Below are 23,394 nucleotides of genomic sequence, written 5' to 3' on the forward strand. Positions count from 1 at the left end.
GTGCGCCTGTCTGACGATTGGCCGGCAAGAACCATTCTGCGACTGCGCCGCGCGCCATGCAAGCGGCTGCGGCGAACGTGCGCGGTCCGCCGCACGCGCGGGTTCAGCCGGCCTTCGCGTCCGTTTTGGCGCAGGCGAGCGCGAACGCGAACAACGTGTCGAGCGTCGCGTCGGGCTGCTCGGACATCAGCGCGTGTCCGGCGTCGAGTTCCACCGATTGCACCGTGGCCCCGGCTTTCCTGAGCGCATCGACGAGCGGCCGGGCGGCACGCGGCGGCGTCATCATGTCGCGCTTGCCGCTCACGACACACACCGGGCAGCGCACGGCGGCCGCGCGTTCGAGCGCACCCGCATAGGTATTGCAGGCGCTGAAATCGGTATGAAAAAGGAGCGCTTCGCCACGCAGGCTCACGCGCTCCATGAGCCGCTGATTCACGCCCTGCAACCAGAAACCCGGCGCGGGACTCGACGGCTTCGCGGCGATCGTGGAATGCGACCACTGATTGACCATCGCGATCGCCTCGGGCTCGTGTTCGCGGGCGGCGTCGAGCAGCGTGTCGGAGACGGCCATCGGCGCGGCGGTGGCGAGCAGGGCGAGGCCTGTCGCGCGCGCGGGATAGCGGCCCGCGATGTCGAGCGCGATCAGCGAACCCATGCTGTGGCCGACGAAGATCGCCTTTTGCACCTTCGCCGCGTCGAGCACGGCGATCACCCAGTCGGCGAGTTCGCCGATCGTCGGCAGCGCGGGCCCGTCGCTGCGCCCGTGACTCGGAAGATCGAGCGCCAGTACGCCGAAGCCGTGATGCGCGAAATAGCGGCTCTGCAGCGCCCATACGCTGTGATCGTGCTCGGCGCCGTGAAGGAACACGACGGCGGGCCGGGCGGCGTCGAGCGATTTGCCCCCGGTGTAGGCGTAGGCGGCGCGGCCGCGGACGTCGAGGATCATGCGCGGCTCCCGAGCGGCGCGGCCGTGGCGGCGTCCTGGCCGCTTTCGGCGGCTTTCTGGGCGGCCTTGAGCGCGCGCTTGAGATCGTCGATGAGATCGTCCGGGTCTTCGAGTCCGATCGAAAGGCGGATGCGCCCCGGCCCGATGCCCGCGGCTTCGAGCGCGGCGGCGTCCATGCGGAAGTGCGTCGTCGAGGCGGGATGGATCACGAGCGAGCGCGCATCGCCGACATTCGCGAGATGAGAAAACAGCGTGAGCGTTTCGATGAACGTGCGCGCCGCCGGCACGCCGCCCTTCAGATCGAAGCTGAACACCGCGCCCGCGCCGCGCGGCAGCAGACGCCCGGCGAGCGCGTGATCGCGATGCGTCGGCAGTTCGGGATAGGCCACGCCTTCCACTGCGGGCGAACTCAGCAGAAACTCGATCAACTTGTGCGTATTCGCGACATGCCGATCCATGCGCAGCGGCAACGTCTCGATGCCTTGCAGCAGTTGCCACGCCGCTTGAGGATGCAGACACGCGCCGAAATCGCGCAAGCCCTCGCGCCGGGCGCGCAACAGGAACGGCGCGACCGTGCTCTCTTCGGCGAACACCATGCCGTGAAAGCCGTCGTAGGGTTCGGTGAACTCCGGAAAGCGTCCGCTCGCCGTGAAATCGAAGGTGCCGCCGTCGACGAGCACGCCGCCGATCGTCGTCCCGTGGCCGCCGAGGAACTTGGTGGCGGAGTGATAGACGAGGTCCGCGCTATGCTCGAACGGACGCAACAGATAAGGCGTGGTGAACGTGGAATCGACGAGCAGCGGCGCCGCGTGCTCGTGCGCGATTTCCGCGACGCCCGCGATATCGAGCACGTCGAGGCCCGGATTGCCGAGCGTTTCACCGAAGAAAAGCCGCGTGTTCGGCCGGGCGGCGGCGCGCCACGCATCGAGATCGTGCGGCGGCACGAACGTCGTCTCGATGCCGAAGCGCCGCAACGTGTAGTGGAGCAAGTTGTGCGAACCGCCGTACAGCGCGCTCGAAGCGACGATATGCGAGCCTGCGCCCATCAGCGTCGCTATGGCGAGATGCAGCGCGGCCTGGCCGCTCGCCGTGCCGATCGCGCCGACGCCGCCTTCGAGCGCCGCGACGCGTTCCTCGAACACCGCGACCGTCGGATTCGAGATGCGCGAGTACACGTGCCCCGAACGCTCCATGTTGAAGAGCGCGGCGGCGTGATCGCTGTCGCGGAAGGTGAACGAGGTCGTCTGATAAATCGGCGTTGCGCGCGCGCCCGTCACGGGATCGGGCGCGGCGCCCGCGTGCAGCGCGAGCGTGTCGAAGCGGTTGGCTGGCATCGTAGGCGGCCGGCGCGCGCAAGGCGGCGCCGGCGTGCGGCGAGAAATGAGGGTCAATCATCGTAACATCGGATGCGCGCGCCCAAACCTAGGGCGAACGCTTGTCAAAAAGCGCGCGAAGCCTTGTCCGTTCGGCTGATGCGGGCCATGTTCGCTTTCCTTTTGCGGGTCTTTCCGATAGCATCGACCTATGGTTTCATCACCGTTTGGGCATCTGAACAGGCATTTCGCGAGGAGACAGTCATGCGAGTCAGCGACATTCTGAAAGTGAAGGGCAACACGCTCTTTACCGTGACACCCGATACGCCGCTCTCCGACGCGATCGACACGATGGCCGCGCATGATATCGGCTCGCTCGTCGTCATGGAGTACGGCGACCTGGTCGGCATGCTGACCTTCCGCGAGATCATCCTGACCTTGCACAACAACAGCGGTTCGGTCGGCGCCACGACCATCCGCAAGATCATGGACGATCATCCGCTCACCTGCACGCCGGAAACGGACGTGAACGAGGTGCGCCGCATGATGCTCGAGCATCACGTGCGCTATCTGCCGGTCATGGAAAAGCGTCAGTTGATGGGCGTCATCTCGTTCTACGACGTCGCCAAGGCCGTCGTGGAAGAGCAGGGCTTCGAGAATCGCATGTTGAAGGCGTATATCCGCGACTGGCCCGAGCAACAGGAGGAAGCACGCTGAGCGTCGCCGAGCGTTGATCCGGTGCCGCGAGGCATCGCGCTTCGCGGCATGATGCGCACGATATACGAGCCGATGCTTCGCGCAGAATTCAGCACCCGAAGCGCGCCCTTATGGCGCGTTTTTTTTCGTCTGGCCGGGGTGGAAATCCGCCTTCGACCCGGTTTTCGTTTCATTCGGATTCGATCGCCCTACGCACGCGATCAACGCCGAACTCAACCTGTACGCAAGACATGAGTGACAACCCGATGCGCGCCTCGTCGCGCACTTCCCGACGTTCGCATGCCGAGGGCGAGAGCCAGTTCAGCCTCCTGCGCGAGCGCCGCTTCGCACCGTTCTTCTGGACGCAATTCCTCGGCGCGATGAACGACAACATCTTCAAGGTCGGCTTCACGTCGCTCGTGACGTTCCAGGCCGCGCGCTTTTCCGGCGTCGATCCGAAGACGGCCGCGTTTCTGATTTCCGCGATATTCATCGTGCCGTTCGTGCTGTTCTCGGCCACCTCCGGGCAAATCGCCGACAAGTACGACAAGGCCGTGCTCGCACGCCTCGTGAAGAGCTTCGAGATCGTCGTGATGCTGATCGGCGGCGCGGGCTTTCTGCTGCACAGCGCGCCGCTTCTCTATGCGTGCACGTTTCTGATGGGCGTGCACTCCACCGTGTTCGGGCCGGTGAAGTATGCGTACCTGCCGCAGCATCTCGATTCGCATGAACTCGTCGGCGGCAACGGGCTTGTGGAGATGGGCACGTTCGTCGCGATCCTGATCGGCACGATCATCGGCGGGGCGGCGGCGGGCGCGACGCAGCATGGCGCGATGCTGCTCGCCGTCGCATGCGTCGCGTTTGCGATCATCGGGCGCGTGGCGTCAACGTTCGTGCCGAAGTCGGACGCATCGCAGCCGGATCTGCGCATCAACTGGAATCCGTTCTCCGAGACGTGGCGCAATCTCAAACTCGCGCGCGCCGATCGCACCGTGTTTCTAAGCCTGCTCGGGATTTCGTGGCTCTGGTTCGTCGGTGCGACCTTTCTCACGTCGTTCTTCAATTTCGCGAAGGACGTGCTGTCAGCCGATCCCGATGTCGTGACCATTCTTCTCGCGACGTTTTCCATCGGCATCGGCACGGGATCACTGTTGTGCGAGCGGCTTTCGAAGCGCCGCGTCGAGATCGGGCTCGTGCCGCTGGGCTCGATCGGCATCAGCGTGTTCGCGATCGATCTGTTCTTCGCGAGTCATCGCATCGCGCCCGCGGGGCACTTGCTCAATGTCGGCGAATTTTTGCTGGCGCTGCCGCACTGGCGCATTCTCGCGGACCTGTTTCTGCTCGCAATGTTCGGCGGCTTCTACAGCGTGCCGCTCTATGCGCTGATTCAGGCGCGCAGTCAGCCCACTCACCGGGCGCGCATCATCGCGGCGAACAACATCCTCAATTCGTTCTTCATGATCGTCTCGGCGTTGATGGCGCTCGCGCTGACGTCGTTCGGCGTCGGCATTCCGGGCCTCTTTCTGGCCACGGCGCTGCTCAATGTCGTCGTCGCGGTCTATATCTATTCGCTCGTGCCGGAGTTCCTGCTGCGCTTCATCGCGTGGATTCTGGTGCACACGTTCTATCGCATTCGTCTCGTCGGCGCGGAGCGTATTCCGTCGCATGGCGCGGCCGTGCTCGTGTGCAATCACGTGAGTTTCGTCGATGCGGTCGTCATCATGGCCGAAAGCCCGCGGCCGATCCGCTTCGTGATGGATCACCGCATCTTCCAGACGCCGTTCGTCGGCTGGATGTTCAGGCATGTGAAGGCGATCCCGGTCGCGCCTGCGCACGAAAACGCCGACACGCTCGAACGCGCCTACGCCGCATGCGGGCAGGCGCTGAAAGAGGGCGATCTCGTCTGCATCTTTCCCGAAGGCAAGCTCACGCGCACGGGCGAGATCAATCCTTTTCGGCACGGCATCTCGGAGATTCTGCGACGCCAACCCGCGCCTGTCGTGCCGATGGCGCTGCGCGGGCTCTGGGGCAGCGTGTTTTCGCGTCACGAGGACGCGCAATGGCCACGGCCGATTCAGCGCGGCGCGATGACGCGCCTGACGCTCGCGGTCGGGGAACCCATCGCGCCGGAAGACGCGACGCCGCAACATCTTCAGGAAGTCGTGAGCGCGCTGCGGGGCGCAAGGCGCTGAGCGCAGTGGCGCTGGCATAATATCGGTTTCCCCCGACACTTTTTTTCAGGTCGACGCTCATGTCCGGCAATACCCTTGGCACGCTCTTCACCGTCACGAACTTCGGCGAGTCGCACGGTCCGGCGATCGGCTGCGTGATCGACGGCTGCCCGCCCGGCATGGCGCTCACCGAAGCCGATATCCAGATCGAACTCGATCGCCGCCGCCCCGGCACGTCGCGTCACGTCACGCAGCGCCAGGAGGCGGATCAGGTCGAAATTCTTTCCGGCGTGTTCGAAGGCGTGACGACCGGCACGCCCATCGCGCTTCTGATCCGCAATACCGATCAGCGCAGCAAGGATTACGGCAACATCGCGCAGACGTTCCGGCCGGGTCATGCGGACTACACCTATTGGCAGAAGTACGGCGTGCGCGACTATCGCGGCGGCGGCCGTTCGTCGGCGCGTCTGACTGCGCCGACCGTTGCGGCGGGCGCGGTAGCGAAGAAGTGGTTGCGCGAGAAGTTCGGTCTGGAGACGCGCGGCTGCATGAGCGCGCTGGGTGAAATCGAGATCCCGTTCGTCGACTGGCAGCATGTGCCCGACAACCCGTTCTTCTCGCCGAATGCCGAGATCGTGCCGCAGCTCGAGGCGTATATGGACGGACTGCGCCGCGATGGCGATTCCGTCGGCGCGCGCATCGAAATCGTGGCGACGGGCGTGCCCGTCGGACTCGGCGAGCCGCTGTACGACCGGCTCGATGCCGACATCGCCCACGCGATGATGGGCCTCAATGCCGTGAAGGCCGTCGAGATCGGCGCGGGCTTTGCGAGCGTCGCGCAACGCGGTTCGCAGCACGGCGACGAGATGACGCCCGAAGGCTTTGCGGCCAACAACGCGGGCGGCATTCTCGGCGGCATTTCGAGCGGACAGGACATCACGGTGTCGATCGCGATCAAGCCGACATCGAGCATTCGCACGCCGCGTCAGTCGATCGACAAGCAAGGCGCGAGCGCGACGGTCGAGACCTTCGGCCGTCACGATCCGTGCGTCGGCATTCGCGCCACACCGATCGCCGAAGCGCTGCTCGCGCTCGTACTGATGGATCACGCGCTGCGGCACCGAGCGCAATGCGGCGACGTGGTCGTCGATACGCCCAGGATTGCGGCGCAAAGACCTTCGAAATGAAAAATAGGGCGCCGGTTTGAAACCCGGCGCCCTTTTTCCGTTCAGCGGCGAAAAATCACATGTTCGGATAGTTCGGCCCGCCGCCGCCTTCCGGCGTGACCCACACGATGTTCTGGGTCGGATCTTTGATATCGCAAGTCTTGCAGTGCACGCAGTTCTGCGCGTTGATCTGCAGGCGTTCGTTGCCGTCGTCGGACTTGACGAACTCGTACACCGCGGCTGGGCAGTAACGCGCTTCCGGACCGGCATAGGTGCGCAGATTCACGTTGACCGGCACGCTCGGATCCTTCAGCGTCAGATGCGCGGGCTGATTCTCTTCGTGATTCGTGTTCGAGATGAACACCGACGAAAGACGATCGAACGTGAGTTTGCCATCGGGCTTCGGATAGACGATCGGCTTGCATTGCGACGCCGGTTTCAGCATCTCGTGATCCCAATGCTGATGATGCAGCGTCCACGGCACGTTGCCGCCCATCACTTTCTGTTCGAGGCCGACCATGAACGTGCCGAGGTACAGGCCCTTGCTCATCCACTGCTTGAAATTGCGCGCGCGATAAAGCTCGGTCTTGAGCCAGGACGTATCGAATGCTTCGGGGTAGGCCGTGAGTTCGTCGTTCTGACGGCCCGACTGCACGGCGTCGAACGCGGCTTCGGCGGCCATCTTGCCCGACTTGATCGCCGCGTGACTGCCCTTGATGCGCGATGCGTTCAAAAAGCCCGCATCGTCGCCGGCAAGCGCGCCGCCGGGGAACGCGAGCTTCGGCAGCGACATCAGACCGCCCGCGGTAATCGCGCGCGCGCCGTACGAAATGCGCTTGCCGCCTTCGAGGAACGGACGGATCGACGGATGCGTCTTGTAGCGCTGAAATTCCTCGAACGGCGACAGATACGGGTTCGAATACCCCAGTCCGACGACGAATCCCACCACCACCTGGTTGTTGTCCATGTGGTAGAGGAACGAACCGCCATAGGTATCGGGATCGAGCGGCCAGCCTGCCGTGTGGATCACGAGCCCCGGCTTGTGCTTGACCGGATCGATTTCCCATAATTCCTTGATGCCGATGCCGTACACCTGCGGATCGGAATTCTGGTTGAGCTTGAACTTGTCGATCAATTGACGGCCGAGATGCCCGCGCGTGCCTTCGCAGAAAAGCGTGTACTTCGCGTGCAATTCCATGCCGAGCTGGAAATTCTCAGTCGGCTGGCCATCCTTGCCGACGCCCATGTTGCCGGTAACGACACCGCGCACCGAACCGTCATCGGCATACAGCACTTCAGCGGCCGGGAAGCCCGGAAAGATCTCGACTCCGAGTGCTTCAGCCTGCTGACCGAGCCACCGCGTCACATTCGCGAGACTGATGACGTAATTGCCGTGATTCTTGAAGTTATCGGGAAGCAGCCAGTTCGGCACCTGCTTCGCGTCGTTCTGTGTGAGGAAGAGGAACCGGTCTTCGGTCACCTCGACGTCGAGCGGGGCGCCTTTTTCCTTCCAGTCGGGAATGAGTTCGGTCAGGCCGCGCGGGTCCATCACCGCGCCGGACAGGATGTGCGCGCCGATCTCGGAGCCTTTCTCCAGCACGCATACGCCGATTTCGACGCCTTTTTCTTCCGCCAGTTGCTTCAACCGGATGGCCGCCGACAAACCGGCCGGCCCGCCGCCGACGATGACGACGTCGTATTCCATCGATTCGCGGGGACCGTATTGCTCGATGAGGCTCGCCGGGGTCATCAATGCTCCTATGTACCGTTAGAATGCCCTTTCAGGATCGCGTATTTTCAGGGAAGGTGAGGCGGGCCGCAACCAAGGCTCGCCAATTTAGCACGATCGCACTATTCACGACGCCGCGCTATCGGTGTCGACGCGACAGCCTGCATCGGCGCATGCGCGCCCGCCCGGGCTGAACCAACCATAAAAAGGAAGCACAATGGGCCGTTCGATCAACCTGGAAGGCAAGGTCGCGCTGATCACAGGCGCGTCCAGTGGTTTGGGCAAGCGTTTCGCACAAGTACTGTCGCAGGCGGGCGCCAAGGTGGTGCTCGCGAGCCGCCGCACCGAGCGACTGAAGGAACTGCGCGCCGAAATTGAGGCGTCGGGCGGCGCGGCGCATGTCGTCTCGCTCGACGTGACCGATTATCAGAGCGTCAAGTCGGCGGTCGCGCATGCGGAAACGGAAGCGGGTACCATCGACATCCTCGTAAATAACTCGGGTGTTTCGACTACGCAGAAGCTGACCGACGTCACCCCCGCGGATTTCGAGTTCGTGTTCGGCACGAACGTGCGCGGCGCGTTCTTCGTCGCGCAGGAAGTCGCGAAGCGCATGATCATGCGCGGCAACGGCGCGGCCAAGCCGGCGTATCGCATCATCAACGTGGCGTCCGTGGCCGGCTTGCGCGTGTTCCCGCAGATTGGTCTCTACGCGATGAGCAAGGCCGCCGTCGTGCAGATGACGAAGGCGATGGCGCTCGAATGGGGCCGCCACGGCATCAACGTGAACGCGATCTGCCCGGGTTATATCGACACCGAAATCAATCACCATCACTGGAAGACCGAGCAGGGGCAGAAGCTCATTTCGATGCTGCCGCGCCGCCGCGTAGGCACGCCGAACGATCTCGACGGTCTGCTGCTGCTGCTCGCCGCCGACGAATCGCAGTTCATGAACGGCTCGGTGATCTCCGCGGACGATGGCTTCTCGCTTTGAACTTCGTCCTTCTTTTCATGGCAGCCAATGACCACGCATAACGACTTTCACACTGTATTCGAACTGTCCATGCCCATCCGCTGGGGCGACATGGACGCCTTCGGCCACGTCAACAACACGGTCTATTTCCGCTACATGGAGCAGGTGCGCATCTCGTGGTTCGAGGCGATCGGCATCGCGGGCGGCAATGGCGAGGGGCAGGGCCCGGTGATCGTGAATGCGTCGATGGAGTTTCTGAAGCAGCTTCATTATCCCGGCGACGTGATCGGGCGGATGTCCGTCGGCAAGCCCGGACGCAGCAGCTTCGACACGCACTTCGAGCTCTATCGCGCCGATGCGCCCGGCGTGCTCTACGCGCGCGGCGCCGCGAAGGTCGTGTGGATCGACTATGCCGCGGGCAAGTCGGCGCCGATTCCAGAGTTCATGCGGCGGACCATCGAGGCCAGTTCGCCCGTCGCACTCTGAGCGTGCACGTCAGCTGCCGAGCAGCCGCTGTAAAAGCTCGGTGGCATTGCCCGTGTCGTACTTTCTCATGAGCCGCGCGCGGTAGATGTCGACCGTGCGCGGGCTGATATCGAGCACGCGGCCGATCTGCTTGCTCGTCTTGCCCGTCACGAGCTGCGCGGCGATTTCCCGCTCGCGCGGCGTCAGTTCGATCGCGACCCGCCGCGTCGCGCTAAGATCCTCGAACGTCCAGACGCCCGCCGCATGCGGTGCGGCGCGGTCGAGCGCGCGTCCGGTCACGTGGCACCAGAACAGTTCGCCGTTTCTGCGCTTCATGATCCGGTCGTCGCTGTAGGTGCCTTCCTTGCTGATATGCGCGGCGATGCGCTCGCCGATGCGCGCGAACTCGTCCGGCGATGGATACAGCACCTCGAACGACTTGCCGATGAGCGCCTCGCGCGCAAAACCGAAGATCGCGCAAAGCTGCTCGTTGCAGTCCTCGATGATGCGCTCGCGCGAAAGCACGAGCCCGACGGGCGCGAGATGAAACGCGGTTTGATAATCCAGTGCACGCATGTGAAATCGGGCGCGCGGGCGCTTGCGTTTCGCGGCGAAAAGGCGCCGGGAACCAAACGTGCGCGGGCAAAGACTTATGTATTTTTGCGTATTGTGCCGGATCACCGGCCCAAAGTACTCTTTTGCGATGCCAAAAGGCCGTGCGACGCGCTCGTGACAGCGCGAACGCGGCGTCAAAAAGCCGATTTTCAGTTGGTTTCAAACATGGAAGGGACATTCAGATGAACAAGGTCTATCCCAGCGCGAAGGCCGCGCTCGAGGACATCGTCAAGGACGGGCAGACGTTCGCCGTCGGCGGTTTCGGGCTGTGCGGCATTCCCGAGGCGCTCATCGCCGCGCTGCGCGACACGGGCGTGAAGGACATCACCTGCATCAGCAATAACGCGGGCGTCGACGGTTTCGGGCTCGGTCTGCTGCTCGAAACGCGTCAGATCAAGAAGATGATTTCGTCGTACGTCGGCGAAAACAAGGAGTTCGAGCGGCAATATCTCGCCGGCGAACTCGAACTCGAATTCACGCCGCAGGGCACGCTCGCCGAAAAGCTGCGCGCGGGCGGCGCGGGCATCCCGGCGTTCTTTACGAACACCGGCTTTGGCACGGTGATCGCGGAAGGCAAGGAAACGCGCCAGTTCGGCGAGAACCACTACGTGCTCGAGCATTCGCTGACCGCCGATGTCGCGCTCGTAAAAGCCTGGAAGGCCGACAAGTCCGGCAACCTGATCTATCGCCGCACGGCGCGCAACTTCAACCCGAACTGCGCGATGGCCGGCAAGATCACCGTCGCCGAAGTGGAAGAGATCGTCGAGACGGGCGAACTCGATCCGGACGCGATCCACACGCCCGGCATCTTCGTGCAACGCCTCGTCCTGAATGCGCATCCGGAAAAGCGCATCGAACAACGCATCGTCCGCGCGAAAGGAGAGTAATCATGGCTTGGACTCGAGACCAGATGGCCGCGCGCGCGGCGCGCGAACTGCAGGACGGCTTCTACGTGAACCTCGGCATCGGCTTGCCGACGCTCGTCGCCAATCACGTGCCGGACGGCATGGAAGTGTGGCTGCAATCGGAAAACGGTTTGCTGGGCATCGGCCCGTCGCCGTACGAAGACGAAGTCGACGCCGATCTCATCAACGCCGGCAAGCAGACCGTGACGACGCTGCCGGGGTCGTCGATCTTTTCATCGGCGGATTCGTTCGCAATGATCCGCGGCGGCCACATCAACCTGGCGATTCTCGGTGCGATGCAGATCAGCAAGAAGGGCGATCTCGCCAACTGGATGATCCCCGGCAAGATGATCAAGGGCATGGGCGGCGCGATGGACCTCGTTGCCGGCGTCAAGAAAGTCGTCGTGCTGATGGAGCACGTCGCAAAGGGCGATCAGCACAAGATTCTCGAAGAGTGCTCGCTGCCGCTGACGGGCGTGGGCGTCGTGGATCGCATCATCACGGACCTCGGCGTGATCGACGTCATCGAAAACGGCCTGAAGGTCGTCGAGCTGGCGGACGGCGTGACGGCCGAAGAAATTCAGAGGAAGACGGGCGCGCCGCTCGATGTCACGAGCGTGAAGTGATGTCGACGTGACGAACGCCGCGTGAGCGCGGTGGATAGACGATCGCCAGGCGGGCGGAGCTTTTGAAGCTTCGCCCGCTTTGCTTTGCGCGTTTCGGCCGCATCTGCCGCGCGCGGGGTCGTCCATTCGGCTAACGCCCGCTCGATCTGGCGCGATGCGTTTTACAATCGTTTCGACACTGCCCAAAAGGAACTCTCCAATGACCGCATCCATCGTCGTCGAAGCAGTGCATTCCGATTCGAGCGAGCCGCGTCAGCGCTTCGTGCAATGCGCGAGTCCGGCGGGTCTGCATCGCGTTGCTTATACGGAGTGGGGCGATCCGGCGAATCCGCGCGTGCTGCTTTGCGTGCACGGATTGACGCGTTCGGGCCGCGACTTCGACAAGCTCGCGCAGGCGTTCGCGCACGAGTATCGCGTGGTGTGCCCGGATGTGGTCGGGCGTGGCCTGTCCGACTGGCTTGCCGATCCGCGCTACTACGGCGTGCCGCAATACGTCGCCGACATGGTTACGCTCATCGCACGCCTGAACGTCGAGACGGTGGACTGGTTCGGCACGTCGATGGGCGGGCTCATCGGCATGGCGCTCGGCGGGCTGCCGAATACGCCGATCCGCAAGATGCTGCTCAACGATGTCGGGCCGCATATCGAGCCGATCGCGTTGAAGCGCATCGGCGACTATCTCGGCAAGCCGGCGCGCTTCGCATCGCTCGATGAAGGCGTGCGGCATGCGGCGGCGCTGGCGGCGTCGTTCGGGCCGCTCACCGACGCTCAGTGGGCGAACATCAATACGCCGCTGCTGCATGAACGCGACGGCGCGTGGGGGTTTCGCTACGACCCGGGCATCGCGACGCCGTTCACGTCGGCGACGGACGAGCAGAACGCAGCCGGAGAGGCGTTCCTGTGGCGCTCGCTTGCGTCGATCAGGACGCCGGTGCTCGTCGTGCGCGGCGAGACGTCGGACCTGCTGTCGCGCGAGACGGTCGCGCAGATGGTCGAGAAAGGTCAGGCCGTGACGAGCGTCGAGATTCCGGGCGCGGGACATGCGCCGGCATTTCTTGCCGAGGATCAAATCGCTGTCGCCAGGGGGTTCTTTCTCGGCGATGGCGGCAGCGGGGCATAATATCGGGCTGAAGCGTGCGTCGCTTGCGCCTATTTTTTCACCAGTCATCGATCAGGAACACATAATGGCAGTCATTCGTCATCACGTCGGTCCGCGTCTTTCCGAAACCGCCATCCACAACGGCACGGTGTATCTCGCCGGCCAGATCGCGGAGGACACGGACCAAGACATCACGGGTCAGACGCGCGAAGTGCTCGGCCACATCGACCGCTTGCTCGAAGAAGCGAACAGCGACAAGTCGCACCTGCTGTCCGTGCAGATCTATATCTCCGACATGATTCATTTCCCCGGCATGAACGCGGTGTGGGACTCGTGGGTCGCGGAAGGCAATACGCCGCCGCGTGCGACGGTCGAGGCGAAGCTCGCCAATCCGGCGTGCCTCGTCGAAATCGTCGTGATCGCGGCGCAACGTAGCTGATTCATCGCATCGCCTGACGTAGTGGCTTTATCCGCATGACCGCGACCGCCGTCCCCGCCGAAACGCTGCCCGAGCCGTCCATCGAAGACGCGCTCGCGTTCGTGCGCGAACACGCGAAGGACGCGCGCGTCTCGACGGGCGAACTCCTCGCGGAACATGCTGCGGGCACCGCGCGCATCATGCAGACGCTCAACGTCGATCCGCACGCGGTCGCGGCCGCGGCGCTCTTCGTGCTGGCGCCGCATCTCGACGATCCGGAGAAGGTCATCACCGAGCGTTTCGGGCCGGAGGTTCAGCGGCTCGTCGGCGATGTACGCAAGCTGCTGCGGCTCGGTTCCGTCAGCTCGCGCGCGACGCTCGCGGAACTGCCCGAGAACACGCGCGATGCGCAGGCCGCGCGCCGCGCGCAGGTCGAGGCGCTGCGCAAGATGCTGCTCGCTTTCGCGCAGGACATACGCGTCGTACTGATCAGGCTCGCGTCGCGCGTGCAGACGTTGCGCTATCACGCCGCGCACAAGACTGAACCTTCGCCCGACGTTCCGCGCGAGGCGCTCGAGATCTACGCGCCGCTTGCCAATCGGCTCGGCATCTGGCAACTGAAGTGGGAACTGGAGGATTTGTCGTTCCGCTTCGAGGATCCGGTCACGTACAAGCGCATCGCGAAGCTGCTCGACGAGCGGCGCGTCGAGCGCGAAAGCTATGTGACCGAGGCGATCGCGCGGCTGCAGAAAGAACTCGACACCGCGCACATCAAGGCGGAAGTCAGCGGCCGGCCGAAGCACATCTACAGCATCTGGAAGAAGATGCGCGGCAAGCATCTCGACTTCTCCGAACTGAACGACGTGCGCGCGTTTCGGGTGATCGTCGGCGACATCAAGGACTGCTACACCGTGCTCGGTATCGTGCACAACCTGTGGCAGCCCGTTCCGCGAGAGTTCGACGATTACATCTCGCGTCCCAAGCCCAATGGCTACAAGTCGCTGCATACGGTTGTGATCGGCGACGACGGGCGCGCGTTCGAGGTGCAGATCCGTACCCACGAAATGCATCAGTTTGCCGAGTACGGCGTGGCCGCGCACTGGCGTTACAAGGAAGCGGGCGCGCGCGGCTATGCGGGGCAAGTGACGGCGAGCGAGAAATACGACGAGAAGATTGCATGGCTGCGCCAGCTTCTCGCGTGGAAAGACGACGTCGAAGGCGAGGGCCAGGGCGAACAGCGGGGCTGGCAGCATCTGCGCAACGCCACCCTCGACGACGATCATATCTACGTGCTGACGCCGCAGGCGCGCGTGATCGCGCTGCCCCAGGGCGCGACCGCCGTCGATTTCGCGTATCACCTTCACAGCGAGCTTGGGCATCGCTGTCGCGGCGCGCGCGTCGACGGCGCGATGGTGCCGCTCAACACGCCGCTGCAGAACGGGCAGACTGTCGAGATCGTCGCGGTCAAGGAAGGCGGGCCGTCGCGCGACTGGCTCAATCCGCAGCTCGGCTATCTGCACAGCGCGCGGGCGCGGCAGAAGGTGCGCTCCTGGTTCCTTGCGGCCGACGCGGCGGAGCACATCGCGGCGGGGCGGACAATCGTCGAAAAGACCTTGCAGCGCGAAGGGAAGACGTCGGTGAGCCTGGAGCAACTCGCGGCGAAGCTCGGCTTCAAGACGCCGGATGAGCTCTACGCGGTCGTCGCGAAGGAAGAGTTCAGCCTGCGCAACATCGAGCAAGCGCTTTCCGATACGCCACCGCCCGAGCCCGAGCCGGAAGCGCCCGAGCAGTTCGAAAAGCGCAGCAGCGGGCAAAGCGTCGCGCACGGCGCGTCGACGGGCGTGCTCGTCGTCGGCGTGGATGCGCTGCTCACGCAACTCGCACGCTGCTGCCGTCCTGCGCCGCCCGATCCGATCGCCGGTTTCATCACACGCGGCAAGGGCATGTCGGTTCACCGCGCCGATTGCGCGACGTTCAAGCGCATGGCCCAGCGCTCGCCCGAGCGGGTGCTGCATACGACATGGTCCGCCGATGTGATGAACGGGCGCGGATCGTCGGTGTATCCGGTGGATCTTTCCGTGGAGTCCGCGGACCGGCAAGGTCTGCTGCGCGACATTTCCGAAGTGTTCGCGCGCGAGAAGATCAACGTGATCGGTGTAAAGAGCCAGAGCCGCAGGAACATCGCCTATATGCAGTTCACGGTGGAAGTGTCGAGCGCGGCGCAGATTCAGCGCGCGTGCACGCTGCTCAATGAAGTGCAGGGCGTTATTCGCGCATCGCGTCGCGCGTAATCGGCAGGCGTTGAACGGATCGGCGAATATTTTCGTTTTTTCTGAAGATAAGCACTTGCCAAGATCCGAAACGCTCCATATAATCTCACTTCTTTCAGGCTCGTAGCTCAGCTGGTTAGAGCACCACCTTGACATGGTGGGGGTCGTTGGTTCGAGTCCAATCGAGCCTACCAACGAAAACGAAACTCGGCGGACTTCGGTTCGCGGATTTCAACCCGCAAGAAGCGCTCAGCGCAAAAGGCGAAAAGAAATGGCACGTCGAACGTTGACCGAAACAAATTCGGAGCGACGCTAGTCGAGGACCTATTTCGCCTTCTGCCAAATTGTTTCGCGGTATGTGTGAAAAGTGAATGCGGCCCCTCGATAGCGGGGCCGCATTTTTTTTGCCTTGCGAATTTTGAAGTGAAATCGCGCGGCAATGCTTAAATGGAAATCGCTCGGCATGCGCCGGCGTCTTGGAGAACGATATGGTTTCGGTACGTTTGCCTGATGGGTCGGTCCGACAATACGACCACCCGGTGACGGTCGCGGAAGTCGCGGCATCGATCGGCGCGGGCCTCGCCAAGGCGGCGCTCGCCGGCAAGCTCAACGGCGAACTCGTCGATACCTCGTTTATGATCGACAAGGATTCGTCGCTTGCCATCGTCACTGACAAGGATCCGGAAGGCGTCGATGTCGTGCGCCACTCGACGGCGCATTTGCTCGCGTATGCGGTGAAGGATCTCTTTCCCGAGGCGCAAGTGACCATCGGGCCGGTCATCGACAACGGCTTCTATTACGACTTCTCGTATAACCGTCCCTTCACGCCCGAAGATCTCGAGAAGATTGAAAAGCGCATGCAGGAACTCGCGAAGAAGGACGAGCCGGTGTCGCGCCGCGTCGTCTCGCGCAACGAGGCGGTGGAGTACTTCAAAAGCATCGGCGAAAACTACAAGGCGGAGATCATCGAGTCCATTCCGGAAAGCGATGAAATTCGTCTGTACGGGCACGGCAACTTCATCGACCTGTGTCGCGGTCCGCACGTGCCGTCCACCGGCAAGCTGAAGGTCTTCAAGCTGATGAAGGTCGCCGGCGCGTACTGGCGCGGCGACTCGAAGAACGAGCAGCTTCAGCGCATCTACGGCACCGCATGGACCAAAAAGGAAGATCAGGACGCCTATCTCCACATGCTCGAAGAAGCCGAGAAGCGCGACCACCGCAAGCTCGGCAAGCAACTGGACCTGTTCCATTTGCAGGACGAAGCGCCGGGCATGGTGTTCTGGCATCCCAAGGGCTGGTCGCTGTGGCAGCAGGTCGAACAATACATGCGCCGCCGCGTGAACGACGCCGGTTACCTCGAGATCAAGACCCCGATGGTGATGGATCGCTCGCTCTGGGAAGCGTCGGGCCATTGGCAGAATTATCGTGAAAACATGTTCACGACCGAGTCGGAAAAGCGCGATTACGCGATCAAGCCGATGAACTGCCCGGGCCACGTTCAGGTGTTCAACCACGGCCTGCGTTCGTACCGCGATCTGCCGTTGCGTTACGCGGAATTCGGCTCGTGCCATCGCAACGAGCCGTCGGGCGCGCTGCACGGTCTGATGCGCGTGCGTGGCTTCGTCCAGGACGATGCGCACATCTTCTGTACCGAAGATCAGTTCATCGCGGAATCGATCGCCTTCAACACCCTCGCGATGAGCGTGTACAAGGATTTCGGGTTCGATCACATCGACATCAAACTGTCGCTGCGCCCCGAGCAGCGCGCCGGCACCGATGAAACCTGGGATCGCGCGGAGCAGGGCTTGCGCGAGGCGTTGACCGCGTGCGGCCTGAAGTGGGAAGAGCTCGCCGGCGAAGGCGCGTTCTATGGTCCGAAGATCGAGTACCACATCAAGGACGCGCTCGGGCGCTCGTGGCAATGCGGCACGCTGCAGCTCGACATGGTGCTGCCGGAGCGCCTCGGCGCCGAGTATGTCGCGGAGGATAACAGCCGTCGCCGTCCGGTGATGCTCCACCGGGCAATTGTCGGATCAATGGAGCGATTCCTCGGCATTCTGATCGAGCACCACGCGGGCGCAATGCCGCCGTGGCTCGCGCCGATCCAGGCCGTTGTGCTGAATATTGCCGAAAGTCAGGCCGAATATGCGGGTAATCTGGCCCAATCGTTGCAAAAACAAGGGCTTAGAGTGGAGTGCGATTTGCGCAACGAGAAGATTAGCTATAAAATACGTGAGCACACGCTGCAAAAGGTGCCGTATTTGCTGGTCGTCGGCGACAAGGAGCGTGATGCACAAACCGTGGCCGTGCGTGCTCGTGGCGGCGTCGATCTGGGCGTGATGCCGGTTGACGCATTCCTCGAACGTCTGCAGCAGGAAGTGCGGGCGTTCAAGTAAGTCACTCGCAGCGCGGCTTGTTTTTTCATTTTTAGAGGAAACGTAACATCGCTACTGATAAGTCGTCACATCGCATCAACGGTGAAATTACCGCGCCGGAAGTGCGCTTGGTCGGAGTGGACAACGAGCCGCTCGGAATCGTGAAGCTGGCCGAAGCTTTCCGTCAATCGGAACAGCTCGATGTGGATCTCGTCGAAATTGCGCCGCAGGCGTCGCCGCCTGTCTGCCGTTTGATGGACTACGGCAAGTTCAAGTATTCGGAAGCGAAGAAGCAACACGAAGCGAAGCTGAAGCAGAAGATCGTGCAGGTGAAGGAAGTCAAATTCCGCCCCGGCACGGATGACGGTGACTACAACGTCAAGCTGCGCAACCTTACGCGCTTCCTCGAAGACGGCGACAAGACGAAGATCACGTTGCGTTTCCGCGGCCGTGAAATGGCGCACCAAGAAATCGGCATGCGCATGCTCGAACGCCTGAAGTCCGATTTGGACGAATTCGGCCAGGTCGAGCAGATGCCGAAGATGGAAGGGCGTCAGATGATCATGGTCCTTGCCCCGAAGAAGAAGGGCAAGTAAGCGCAAGAGCGGCAAGACGATGGATCGCGCGCCGTCGCAAGGCGGCTGGCGCGGCATTGTCGGAAGTTTCAGGGCGTCGCCGCTTCGGTGGCGGCGCGCATGGAAGGCGGCGGTTCTTCACCGAGCCGTCCGCACATAAGTGGAGCGTGGGTTTCGAAGGGCGGGAAGGGATTCGTAGGCAGCATCGACGGATCAGCCGCACACCCATGACCATCTAATAAACTGGAGTTGTTTCATGCCGAAGATGAAGACCAAGAAGAGTGCTGCAAAGCGCTTCGTGGTGCGTCCGGGCGGTACCGTCAAGCGCGGTCAGGCCTTCAAGCGCCACATTCTTACCAAGAAAACCACCAAAAACAAACGCCATTTGCGTGGCTCGACGGCCGTTCATGATTCCGATCTGAACTCCGTCCGCGCAATGTTGCCGTTCGCTTAACCTCAACAAACTCATAGGAGCGCAACATGCCTCGAGTAAAACGTGGGGTTACCGCACGGGCCCGTCACAAGAAGATCATCCGTCTGGCCAAGGGTTACCGCGGCCGTCGCAATAACGTCTATCGCATCGCCAAGCAGGCGGTCATGCGCGCAGGGCAGTACGCCTATCGCGATCGCCGCAACAAGAAGCGTGTGTTCCGCGCACTGTGGATCACGCGTATCAACGCGGCGGTGCGTCAGCACGACATGACCTACAGCGTGTTCATCAACGGCCTGAAGAAGGCGTCGATCGAACTCGACCGCAAGGTTCTGGCTGACATGGCTGTGTTCGACAAGGCTGCTTTTGCTGCGATCGTGAAGCAGGTGAAAGCCGCCGTTGCAGCCTAATTGCGAAATTAGTACTGCGTGGTTCGCCTCTTCGTCGCCGGGTCGTTGACGGCGGCGGAAGGCAGAAAACGGGGCTCTCACCGAGCCCCGTTTTTGTTGGTCGGACGGTTTTGCTTATCCACGCGCCTGGCACGCGCATCGAGAAGCGTGGATTAGCAAAACCGAACCTCAGTTTGTATTTCGACGTTAAAAGATGGGATCAATGGATCTGGACCAGATTGTCGCCGACGCGAAAAGCGCCTTTGAACACGCCACCGATACCACCACGCTCGAAAACGAGAAGGCCCGGTTTCTCGGCAAGTCCGGCGCGCTGACCGAATTGCTGAAGGGATTGGGCAAGCTCGATCCGGAAGCGAAGAAGGCCGAAGGCGCGCGCATCAATCAGGCGAAGCAGCAGGTCGAAGCCGCGCTCAACGCGCGCCGTCAGGCGCTCGCGGACGCGTTGCTGAACCAGCGTCTCGCGGCGGAAGCCATCGACGTTACGCTGCCGGGACGCGGCGCGGGCGCGGGCACGCTGCACCCCGTGATGCGCACGTGGGAGCGCGTGGAGCAGGTGTTCCGCACGATCGGCTTCGACGTCGCCGACGGTCCCGAGATCGAAACCGACTGGTACAACTTCACCGCGCTGAACAGCCCGGAGAACCATCCGGCGCGCTCGATGCAGGACACGTTCTACGTCGACGGCCGTGACGGCGATGGCCGGCCGCTCTTGCTTCGCACACACACGAGTCCGATGCAGGTGCGCTATGCACGCATGAACAAGCCGCCGATCAAGGTGATCGTGCCGGGCCGCACGTATCGCGTCGACAGCGACGCCACGCACTCGCCGATGTTCAACCAGGTCGAAGGCCTGTGGATCGAAGAGAACATTAGCTTCGCGGATCTGAAGGGCGTCTACACTGATTTCCTCAAGAAGTTTTTCGAGCGCGACGACATTCTCGTGCGCTTCCGTCCGTCGTATTTTCCGTTCACGGAGCCGTCAGCCGAAATCGACATGATGTTCGAGCATGGCAAGAACGCGGGCAAATGGCTGGAAATCTCCGGCTCGGGTCAGGTGCATCCGAGTGTCATCCGCAACATGGGCCTCGATCCTGAGCGCTATATCGGCTTCGCGTTCGGAAGCGGGCTCGAGCGCCTGACGATGCTGCGCTACGGCGTGCAGGATCTGCGTCTGTTTTTCGAGAACGATCTGCGTTTCCTGCGCCAGTTCGCGTAAAGCGGCGGCCTTGCCTGCGACGTTCGGCGCTCGAACGAGAAGCCGAACGAGACTCCAAACATTTCGAACGTAGACACACATGCAATTCCCAGAATCCTGGCTCCGCAGTTTCGTCGATCCCAAGCTTTCCACCGACGAACTCGCGCACGCGCTGACGATGGCCGGTCTCGAAGTCGAAGACCTGCGCCCGGTCGCGCCGCCGACCACGAAGATCGTCGTCGGGCAGGTGCTCGAAGTCGCCAAGCATCCGAATGCCGACAAGCTCAATGTCTGTCAGGTCGACGCCGGCACGGGCGAACAGTTGAACATCGTGTGCGGCGCGCCGAACGTGTCGCCGGGTATCAAGGTGCCGGTAGCGCTCATCGGCGCGGTGCTGCCGCCGGCCGAGGCGGGCGGCGAGCCGTTCGCGATCAAGCCGACGAAGCTGCGTGGTGTCGATAGCCAGGGCATGTTGTGCTCGGCGCGCGAGCTGAAGTTGTCGGAGGATCACAGCGGTCTGCTGATCCTGTCCTCCGATGCGAAGGTCGGCCAGGATATTCGCGAGGCGCTCAACCTCGACGACACCGTGTTCGAAATCAAGCTCACACCGAACAAGGCGGATTGCCTATCGGTGTTCGGCGTCGCGCGCGAGACTGCCGCGATCACCGGCGCGCCGCTGAAGCAACTGGACATGCCCGCGGTCGAAACGAAGCTCGACGAAAAGCTGCCCGTGAAGATCATGGCGCCCGATCTGTGCGGCCGCTTCTCCGGCCGCGTGATCCGCGGCGTGAACGCGCACGCGAAGACGCCGCAATGGATGGTCGAGCGCCTCGAGCGCGCGGGCCAGCGCAGCATCTCCGCGCTCGTCGATATCTCCAATTACGTGATGCTCGAACTCGGCCGTCCGTCGCACGTGTTCGATCTCGACAAGATCCACGGCGCGATGGAAGTGCGCTGGGGCAAGAAGGGCGAGTCGCTGAAGCTCCTGAACGGCAATACCATCGAGGTCGATGAAACCGTCGGCGTGATCGCGGACGATCACCATCTCGAAAGCCTCGCGGGCATCATGGGCGGCGACAGCACCGCCGTGTCGCTCGACACGACCAACATCTATCTCGAAGCCGCGTTCTGGTGGCCGGACGCGATTCGCGGCCGCGCGCGCAAGTACAACTTCTCGACCGATGCGGCGCATCGCTTCGAGCGCGGCGTCGATTACTCGACGACCGTCGAGCACATCGAACGCATCTCGCGCCTGATCCTTGACATCTGCGGCGGCGAAGCCGGCCCGGTCGACGATCAGATCGTCAACGTGCCCGAGCGCAATCCGGTGTCGATGCGCGTGTCGCGCGCGCATCGCATCATCGGCGTGGAGATCGGCGCAGAAGAGATCGCGCAGATCTTCACGCGCCTGAACCTCGCGTTCGAGCGCGACGGCGATACTTTCAAGGTCACGCCGCCGCCGTATCGCTTCGATATCGAGATCGAGGAAGACCTGATCGAGGAAGTCGCGCGCATCTACGGCTTCGAGAAGATTCCGGCGCGTCCGCCGATCGCGCGCAGCGAGATGCGCATCACCAACGAAACGAAGCGCTCGATCCACACGCTGCGTCATGAAGTGGCCGCGCGCGATTACTCGGAAACGGTGAACTTCAGTTTCGTCGATGCCGAGTGGGAGAAGGATTTCGCCGGCAACGACAACCCGATCAAGCTGCTCAACCCGATCGCGAGCCAGCTCTCGGTCATGCGCACGACCACATTTGGCAGCCTGATCGAAGTGCTGCGCTACAACCTGAACCGTCGCGCGGACCGCATTCGCGTGTTCGAGGCGGGTCGCGTGTTTCATCGCGATACAACGGTGAAGGCGGGCGAACTGGCGGTCGAAGGCTTCGCGCAGCCGAAGATGATCGGCGGCCTCGCGTACGGTCCGGTGATCGACGAGCAGTGGGGCGCGGCTTCGCGCAATGTCGACTTCTTCGATGTGAAGGGCGACGTCGAAGCGCTTTTCGCGCCGGTCGTGCCGCGCTTCATGAAGGCGGAGCATCCGGCGCTGCACCCCGGGCGCAGCGCGCGCATCGAAGTGGCGGGGCGCGCGGTCGGCTGGATCGGTGAGTTGCATCCGCGCTGGCTGCAAAAATACGACCTGCCGAACGCGCCGATCCTCTTCGAAATCGATGCCGACGCATTGATGGATCGCGCGTTGCCGGCGCCGTCGGAAGTGTCGAAATTCCCGCCCGTGCGGCGCGATATCGCGATTGTCGTGGATCAACACGTGCCGGTTCAGGCGCTGCTCGACGAGCTCGAAAATGCCCGCTCGGAGGCCGCTTGCAGGCACGTCACGAGGGTTGCGCTTTTCGATGAATTTCGTCCAAAATCAAATACTTCCGGCGGCTTGGGAGAGCATGAGAAAAGTCTTGCCTTCCGTGTAACGTTGCAAGATACTGGCGGCACGCTTCAGGACGAAACGGTCGATACGGCCATCAAAACGCTGGTGGATCGCCTGGCTCGAGTACACGGCGCGCGGTTACGCGGATAGCCTGCAGTTGGCCCTTTCCGTCTCAATCGCCAAGTCTTCAATGTGGCAAGCGCCGTTCTACCGATATGAACCAAATGAACTCGAGTGATTTCGAAGCCCTTCTTTCGGCGCAGCGTAGCGCCATGACCCGAGATACCCCGACCTCGAGCGCATCCGCCGACACGCCGACGCTCACCAAAGCCGAACTGGCGGAGATGCTGTTCGACCATGTCGGTCTGAACAAGCGCGAAGCCAAAGACATGGTCGAAGCCTTCTTCGAAGTCATCCGCGATGCGCTGGAGAGCGGCGAGAGCGTCAAGCTCTCAGGCTTCGGCAATTTCCAGTTGCGCGACAAGCCTCAGCGTCCGGGCCGCAATCCAAAGACCGGCGAGGCCATTCCTATCGCCGCGCGGCGGGTCGTCACGTTTCATGCAAGTCAGAAGCTGAAGGCGCTGGTCGAAACGGGAGCGGAGACCGATCTCGCTCGCTGATGTTCCGGCGGCGCGAA

General features: G+C 62.7%; 21 protein-coding genes and 1 tRNA gene. 18 read left to right on the top strand and 4 right to left on the bottom strand.

What is annotated here, in order from left to right; genetic code table 11:
• Positions 1 to 103: 103 nt before the first annotated feature.
• Both NCS28_RS05425 and NCS28_RS05430 read right to left on the bottom strand, forming a co-directional pair.
• Complete coding sequence (locus tag NCS28_RS05425) at positions 104 to 946, bottom strand: alpha/beta fold hydrolase (RefSeq protein WP_250512823.1); 843 nt, start codon at positions 944 to 946, stop codon at positions 104 to 106.
• Positions 943 to 2,280, bottom strand: a complete 1,338-nt coding sequence (locus tag NCS28_RS05430) for an O-acetylhomoserine aminocarboxypropyltransferase (protein ID WP_250512824.1) — start codon at positions 2,278 to 2,280, stop codon at positions 943 to 945. Before NCS28_RS05430 ends, NCS28_RS05425 begins: the two co-directional genes overlap by 4 nt.
• A 243-nt stretch (positions 2,281 to 2,523) precedes the next feature.
• On the opposite strand from NCS28_RS05430, the gene NCS28_RS05435 reads away from it, so the two are divergent.
• From NCS28_RS05435 to aroC, 3 genes are all read left to right on the top strand, one after another.
• A complete protein-coding gene (locus NCS28_RS05435; protein ID WP_035503407.1) occupies positions 2,524 to 2,976 on the top strand; it encodes a CBS domain-containing protein in 453 nt (150 codons plus the stop codon).
• 230 nt (positions 2,977 to 3,206) lie between these two features.
• Positions 3,207 to 5,147 carry an MFS transporter gene (locus tag NCS28_RS05440; protein ID WP_250512825.1) on the top strand — a complete coding sequence of 647 codons (1,941 nt, stop codon included), beginning with the start codon at positions 3,207 to 3,209 and terminating at the stop codon, positions 5,145 to 5,147.
• Between the two features lie 59 nt (positions 5,148 to 5,206).
• Positions 5,207 to 6,313 carry a chorismate synthase gene (gene aroC / locus NCS28_RS05445; protein WP_250512826.1) on the top strand — a complete coding sequence of 369 codons (1,107 nt, stop codon included), beginning with the start codon at positions 5,207 to 5,209 and terminating at the stop codon, positions 6,311 to 6,313.
• Between the two features lie 55 nt (positions 6,314 to 6,368).
• On the opposite strand, the gene NCS28_RS05450 is transcribed toward aroC, so the two are convergent.
• Entirely contained in the window at positions 6,369 to 8,042 is a 1,674-nt protein-coding gene (locus tag NCS28_RS05450) for an electron transfer flavoprotein-ubiquinone oxidoreductase (RefSeq protein WP_250512827.1), read from the bottom strand.
• A gap of 196 nt (positions 8,043 to 8,238) precedes the next feature.
• On the opposite strand from NCS28_RS05450, the gene NCS28_RS05455 reads away from it, so the two are divergent.
• Both NCS28_RS05455 and NCS28_RS05460 read left to right on the top strand, forming a co-directional pair.
• The gene (locus NCS28_RS05455; RefSeq protein WP_250512828.1) at positions 8,239 to 9,012 is read left to right on the top strand and encodes an SDR family oxidoreductase; all 774 of its coding nucleotides are present in this window, start codon (positions 8,239 to 8,241) and stop codon (positions 9,010 to 9,012) included.
• Between the two features lie 27 nt (positions 9,013 to 9,039).
• A complete protein-coding gene (locus NCS28_RS05460) occupies positions 9,040 to 9,477 on the top strand; it encodes an acyl-CoA thioesterase (RefSeq protein ID WP_250512829.1) in 438 nt (145 codons plus the stop codon).
• Positions 9,478 to 9,486: 9 nt separating this feature from the next.
• Here NCS28_RS05460 and NCS28_RS05465 read toward each other — a convergent pair whose 3' ends face one another.
• Positions 9,487 to 10,032 carry a LuxR C-terminal-related transcriptional regulator gene (locus tag NCS28_RS05465; RefSeq protein WP_250512830.1) on the bottom strand — a complete coding sequence of 182 codons (546 nt, stop codon included), beginning with the start codon at positions 10,030 to 10,032 and terminating at the stop codon, positions 9,487 to 9,489.
• A 221-nt stretch (positions 10,033 to 10,253) separates the two neighbouring features.
• On the opposite strand from NCS28_RS05465, the gene NCS28_RS05470 reads away from it, so the two are divergent.
• The 13 genes from NCS28_RS05470 to NCS28_RS05530 all read left to right on the top strand — a co-directional run bounded on the left by NCS28_RS05470 (position 10,254) and on the right by NCS28_RS05530 (position 23,377).
• Entirely contained in the window at positions 10,254 to 10,958 is a 705-nt protein-coding gene (locus NCS28_RS05470; RefSeq protein ID WP_250512831.1) for a CoA transferase subunit A, read from the top strand.
• A gap of 2 nt (positions 10,959 to 10,960) precedes the next feature.
• Positions 10,961 to 11,602: a CoA transferase subunit B gene (locus NCS28_RS05475; RefSeq protein ID WP_250512832.1), complete on the top strand. Its 642-nt coding sequence runs from the start codon at positions 10,961 to 10,963 to the stop codon at positions 11,600 to 11,602.
• Positions 11,603 to 11,801: 199 nt separating this feature from the next.
• On the top strand, positions 11,802 to 12,722 hold the full coding sequence (locus NCS28_RS05480; protein ID WP_250512833.1) for an alpha/beta fold hydrolase: 921 nt from the start codon (positions 11,802 to 11,804) through the stop codon (positions 12,720 to 12,722).
• A 64-nt stretch (positions 12,723 to 12,786) separates the two neighbouring features.
• Positions 12,787 to 13,140, top strand: coding sequence for a RidA family protein (locus NCS28_RS05485; protein WP_061120079.1), 354 nt, complete (start codon positions 12,787 to 12,789; stop codon positions 13,138 to 13,140).
• Positions 13,141 to 13,175: 35 nt separating this feature from the next.
• On the top strand, positions 13,176 to 15,410 hold the full coding sequence (locus NCS28_RS05490) for a RelA/SpoT family protein (RefSeq protein ID WP_250512834.1): 2,235 nt from the start codon (positions 13,176 to 13,178) through the stop codon (positions 15,408 to 15,410).
• Between the two features lie 96 nt (positions 15,411 to 15,506).
• Positions 15,507 to 15,583 (top strand) — tRNA-Val (locus NCS28_RS05495).
• 294 nt (positions 15,584 to 15,877) lie between these two features.
• Positions 15,878 to 17,785 (top strand): threonine--tRNA ligase, encoded by a 1,908-nt coding sequence (gene thrS / locus NCS28_RS05500; RefSeq protein ID WP_250512835.1) that lies wholly within the window; start codon positions 15,878 to 15,880, stop codon positions 17,783 to 17,785.
• A 47-nt stretch (positions 17,786 to 17,832) separates the two neighbouring features.
• Positions 17,833 to 18,360 (top strand): translation initiation factor IF-3, encoded by a 528-nt coding sequence (gene infC / locus NCS28_RS05505; RefSeq protein ID WP_075583873.1) that lies wholly within the window; start codon positions 17,833 to 17,835, stop codon positions 18,358 to 18,360.
• 235 nt (positions 18,361 to 18,595) lie between these two features.
• Complete coding sequence (gene rpmI, locus NCS28_RS05510) at positions 18,596 to 18,793, top strand: 50S ribosomal protein L35 (RefSeq protein ID WP_006052501.1); 198 nt, start codon at positions 18,596 to 18,598, stop codon at positions 18,791 to 18,793.
• 26 nt (positions 18,794 to 18,819) lie between these two features.
• Positions 18,820 to 19,179 (top strand): 50S ribosomal protein L20, encoded by a 360-nt coding sequence (rplT, locus tag NCS28_RS05515; RefSeq protein ID WP_008350196.1) that lies wholly within the window; start codon positions 18,820 to 18,822, stop codon positions 19,177 to 19,179.
• A gap of 202 nt (positions 19,180 to 19,381) precedes the next feature.
• Positions 19,382 to 20,395 (top strand): phenylalanine--tRNA ligase subunit alpha, encoded by a 1,014-nt coding sequence (gene pheS / locus NCS28_RS05520; RefSeq protein WP_250512836.1) that lies wholly within the window; start codon positions 19,382 to 19,384, stop codon positions 20,393 to 20,395.
• 79 nt (positions 20,396 to 20,474) lie between these two features.
• Positions 20,475 to 22,907: a phenylalanine--tRNA ligase subunit beta gene (pheT, locus tag NCS28_RS05525; protein WP_250512837.1), complete on the top strand. Its 2,433-nt coding sequence runs from the start codon at positions 20,475 to 20,477 to the stop codon at positions 22,905 to 22,907.
• Positions 22,908 to 22,972: 65 nt separating this feature from the next.
• Positions 22,973 to 23,377, top strand: a complete 405-nt coding sequence (locus NCS28_RS05530) for an integration host factor subunit alpha (protein WP_250512838.1) — start codon at positions 22,973 to 22,975, stop codon at positions 23,375 to 23,377.
• The last annotated feature ends 17 nt before the right edge of the window (positions 23,378 to 23,394 follow it).

It is taken from the genome of Caballeronia sp. INDeC2 (assembly GCF_023631325.1).
Classification (GTDB): domain Bacteria; phylum Pseudomonadota; class Gammaproteobacteria; order Burkholderiales; family Burkholderiaceae; genus Caballeronia.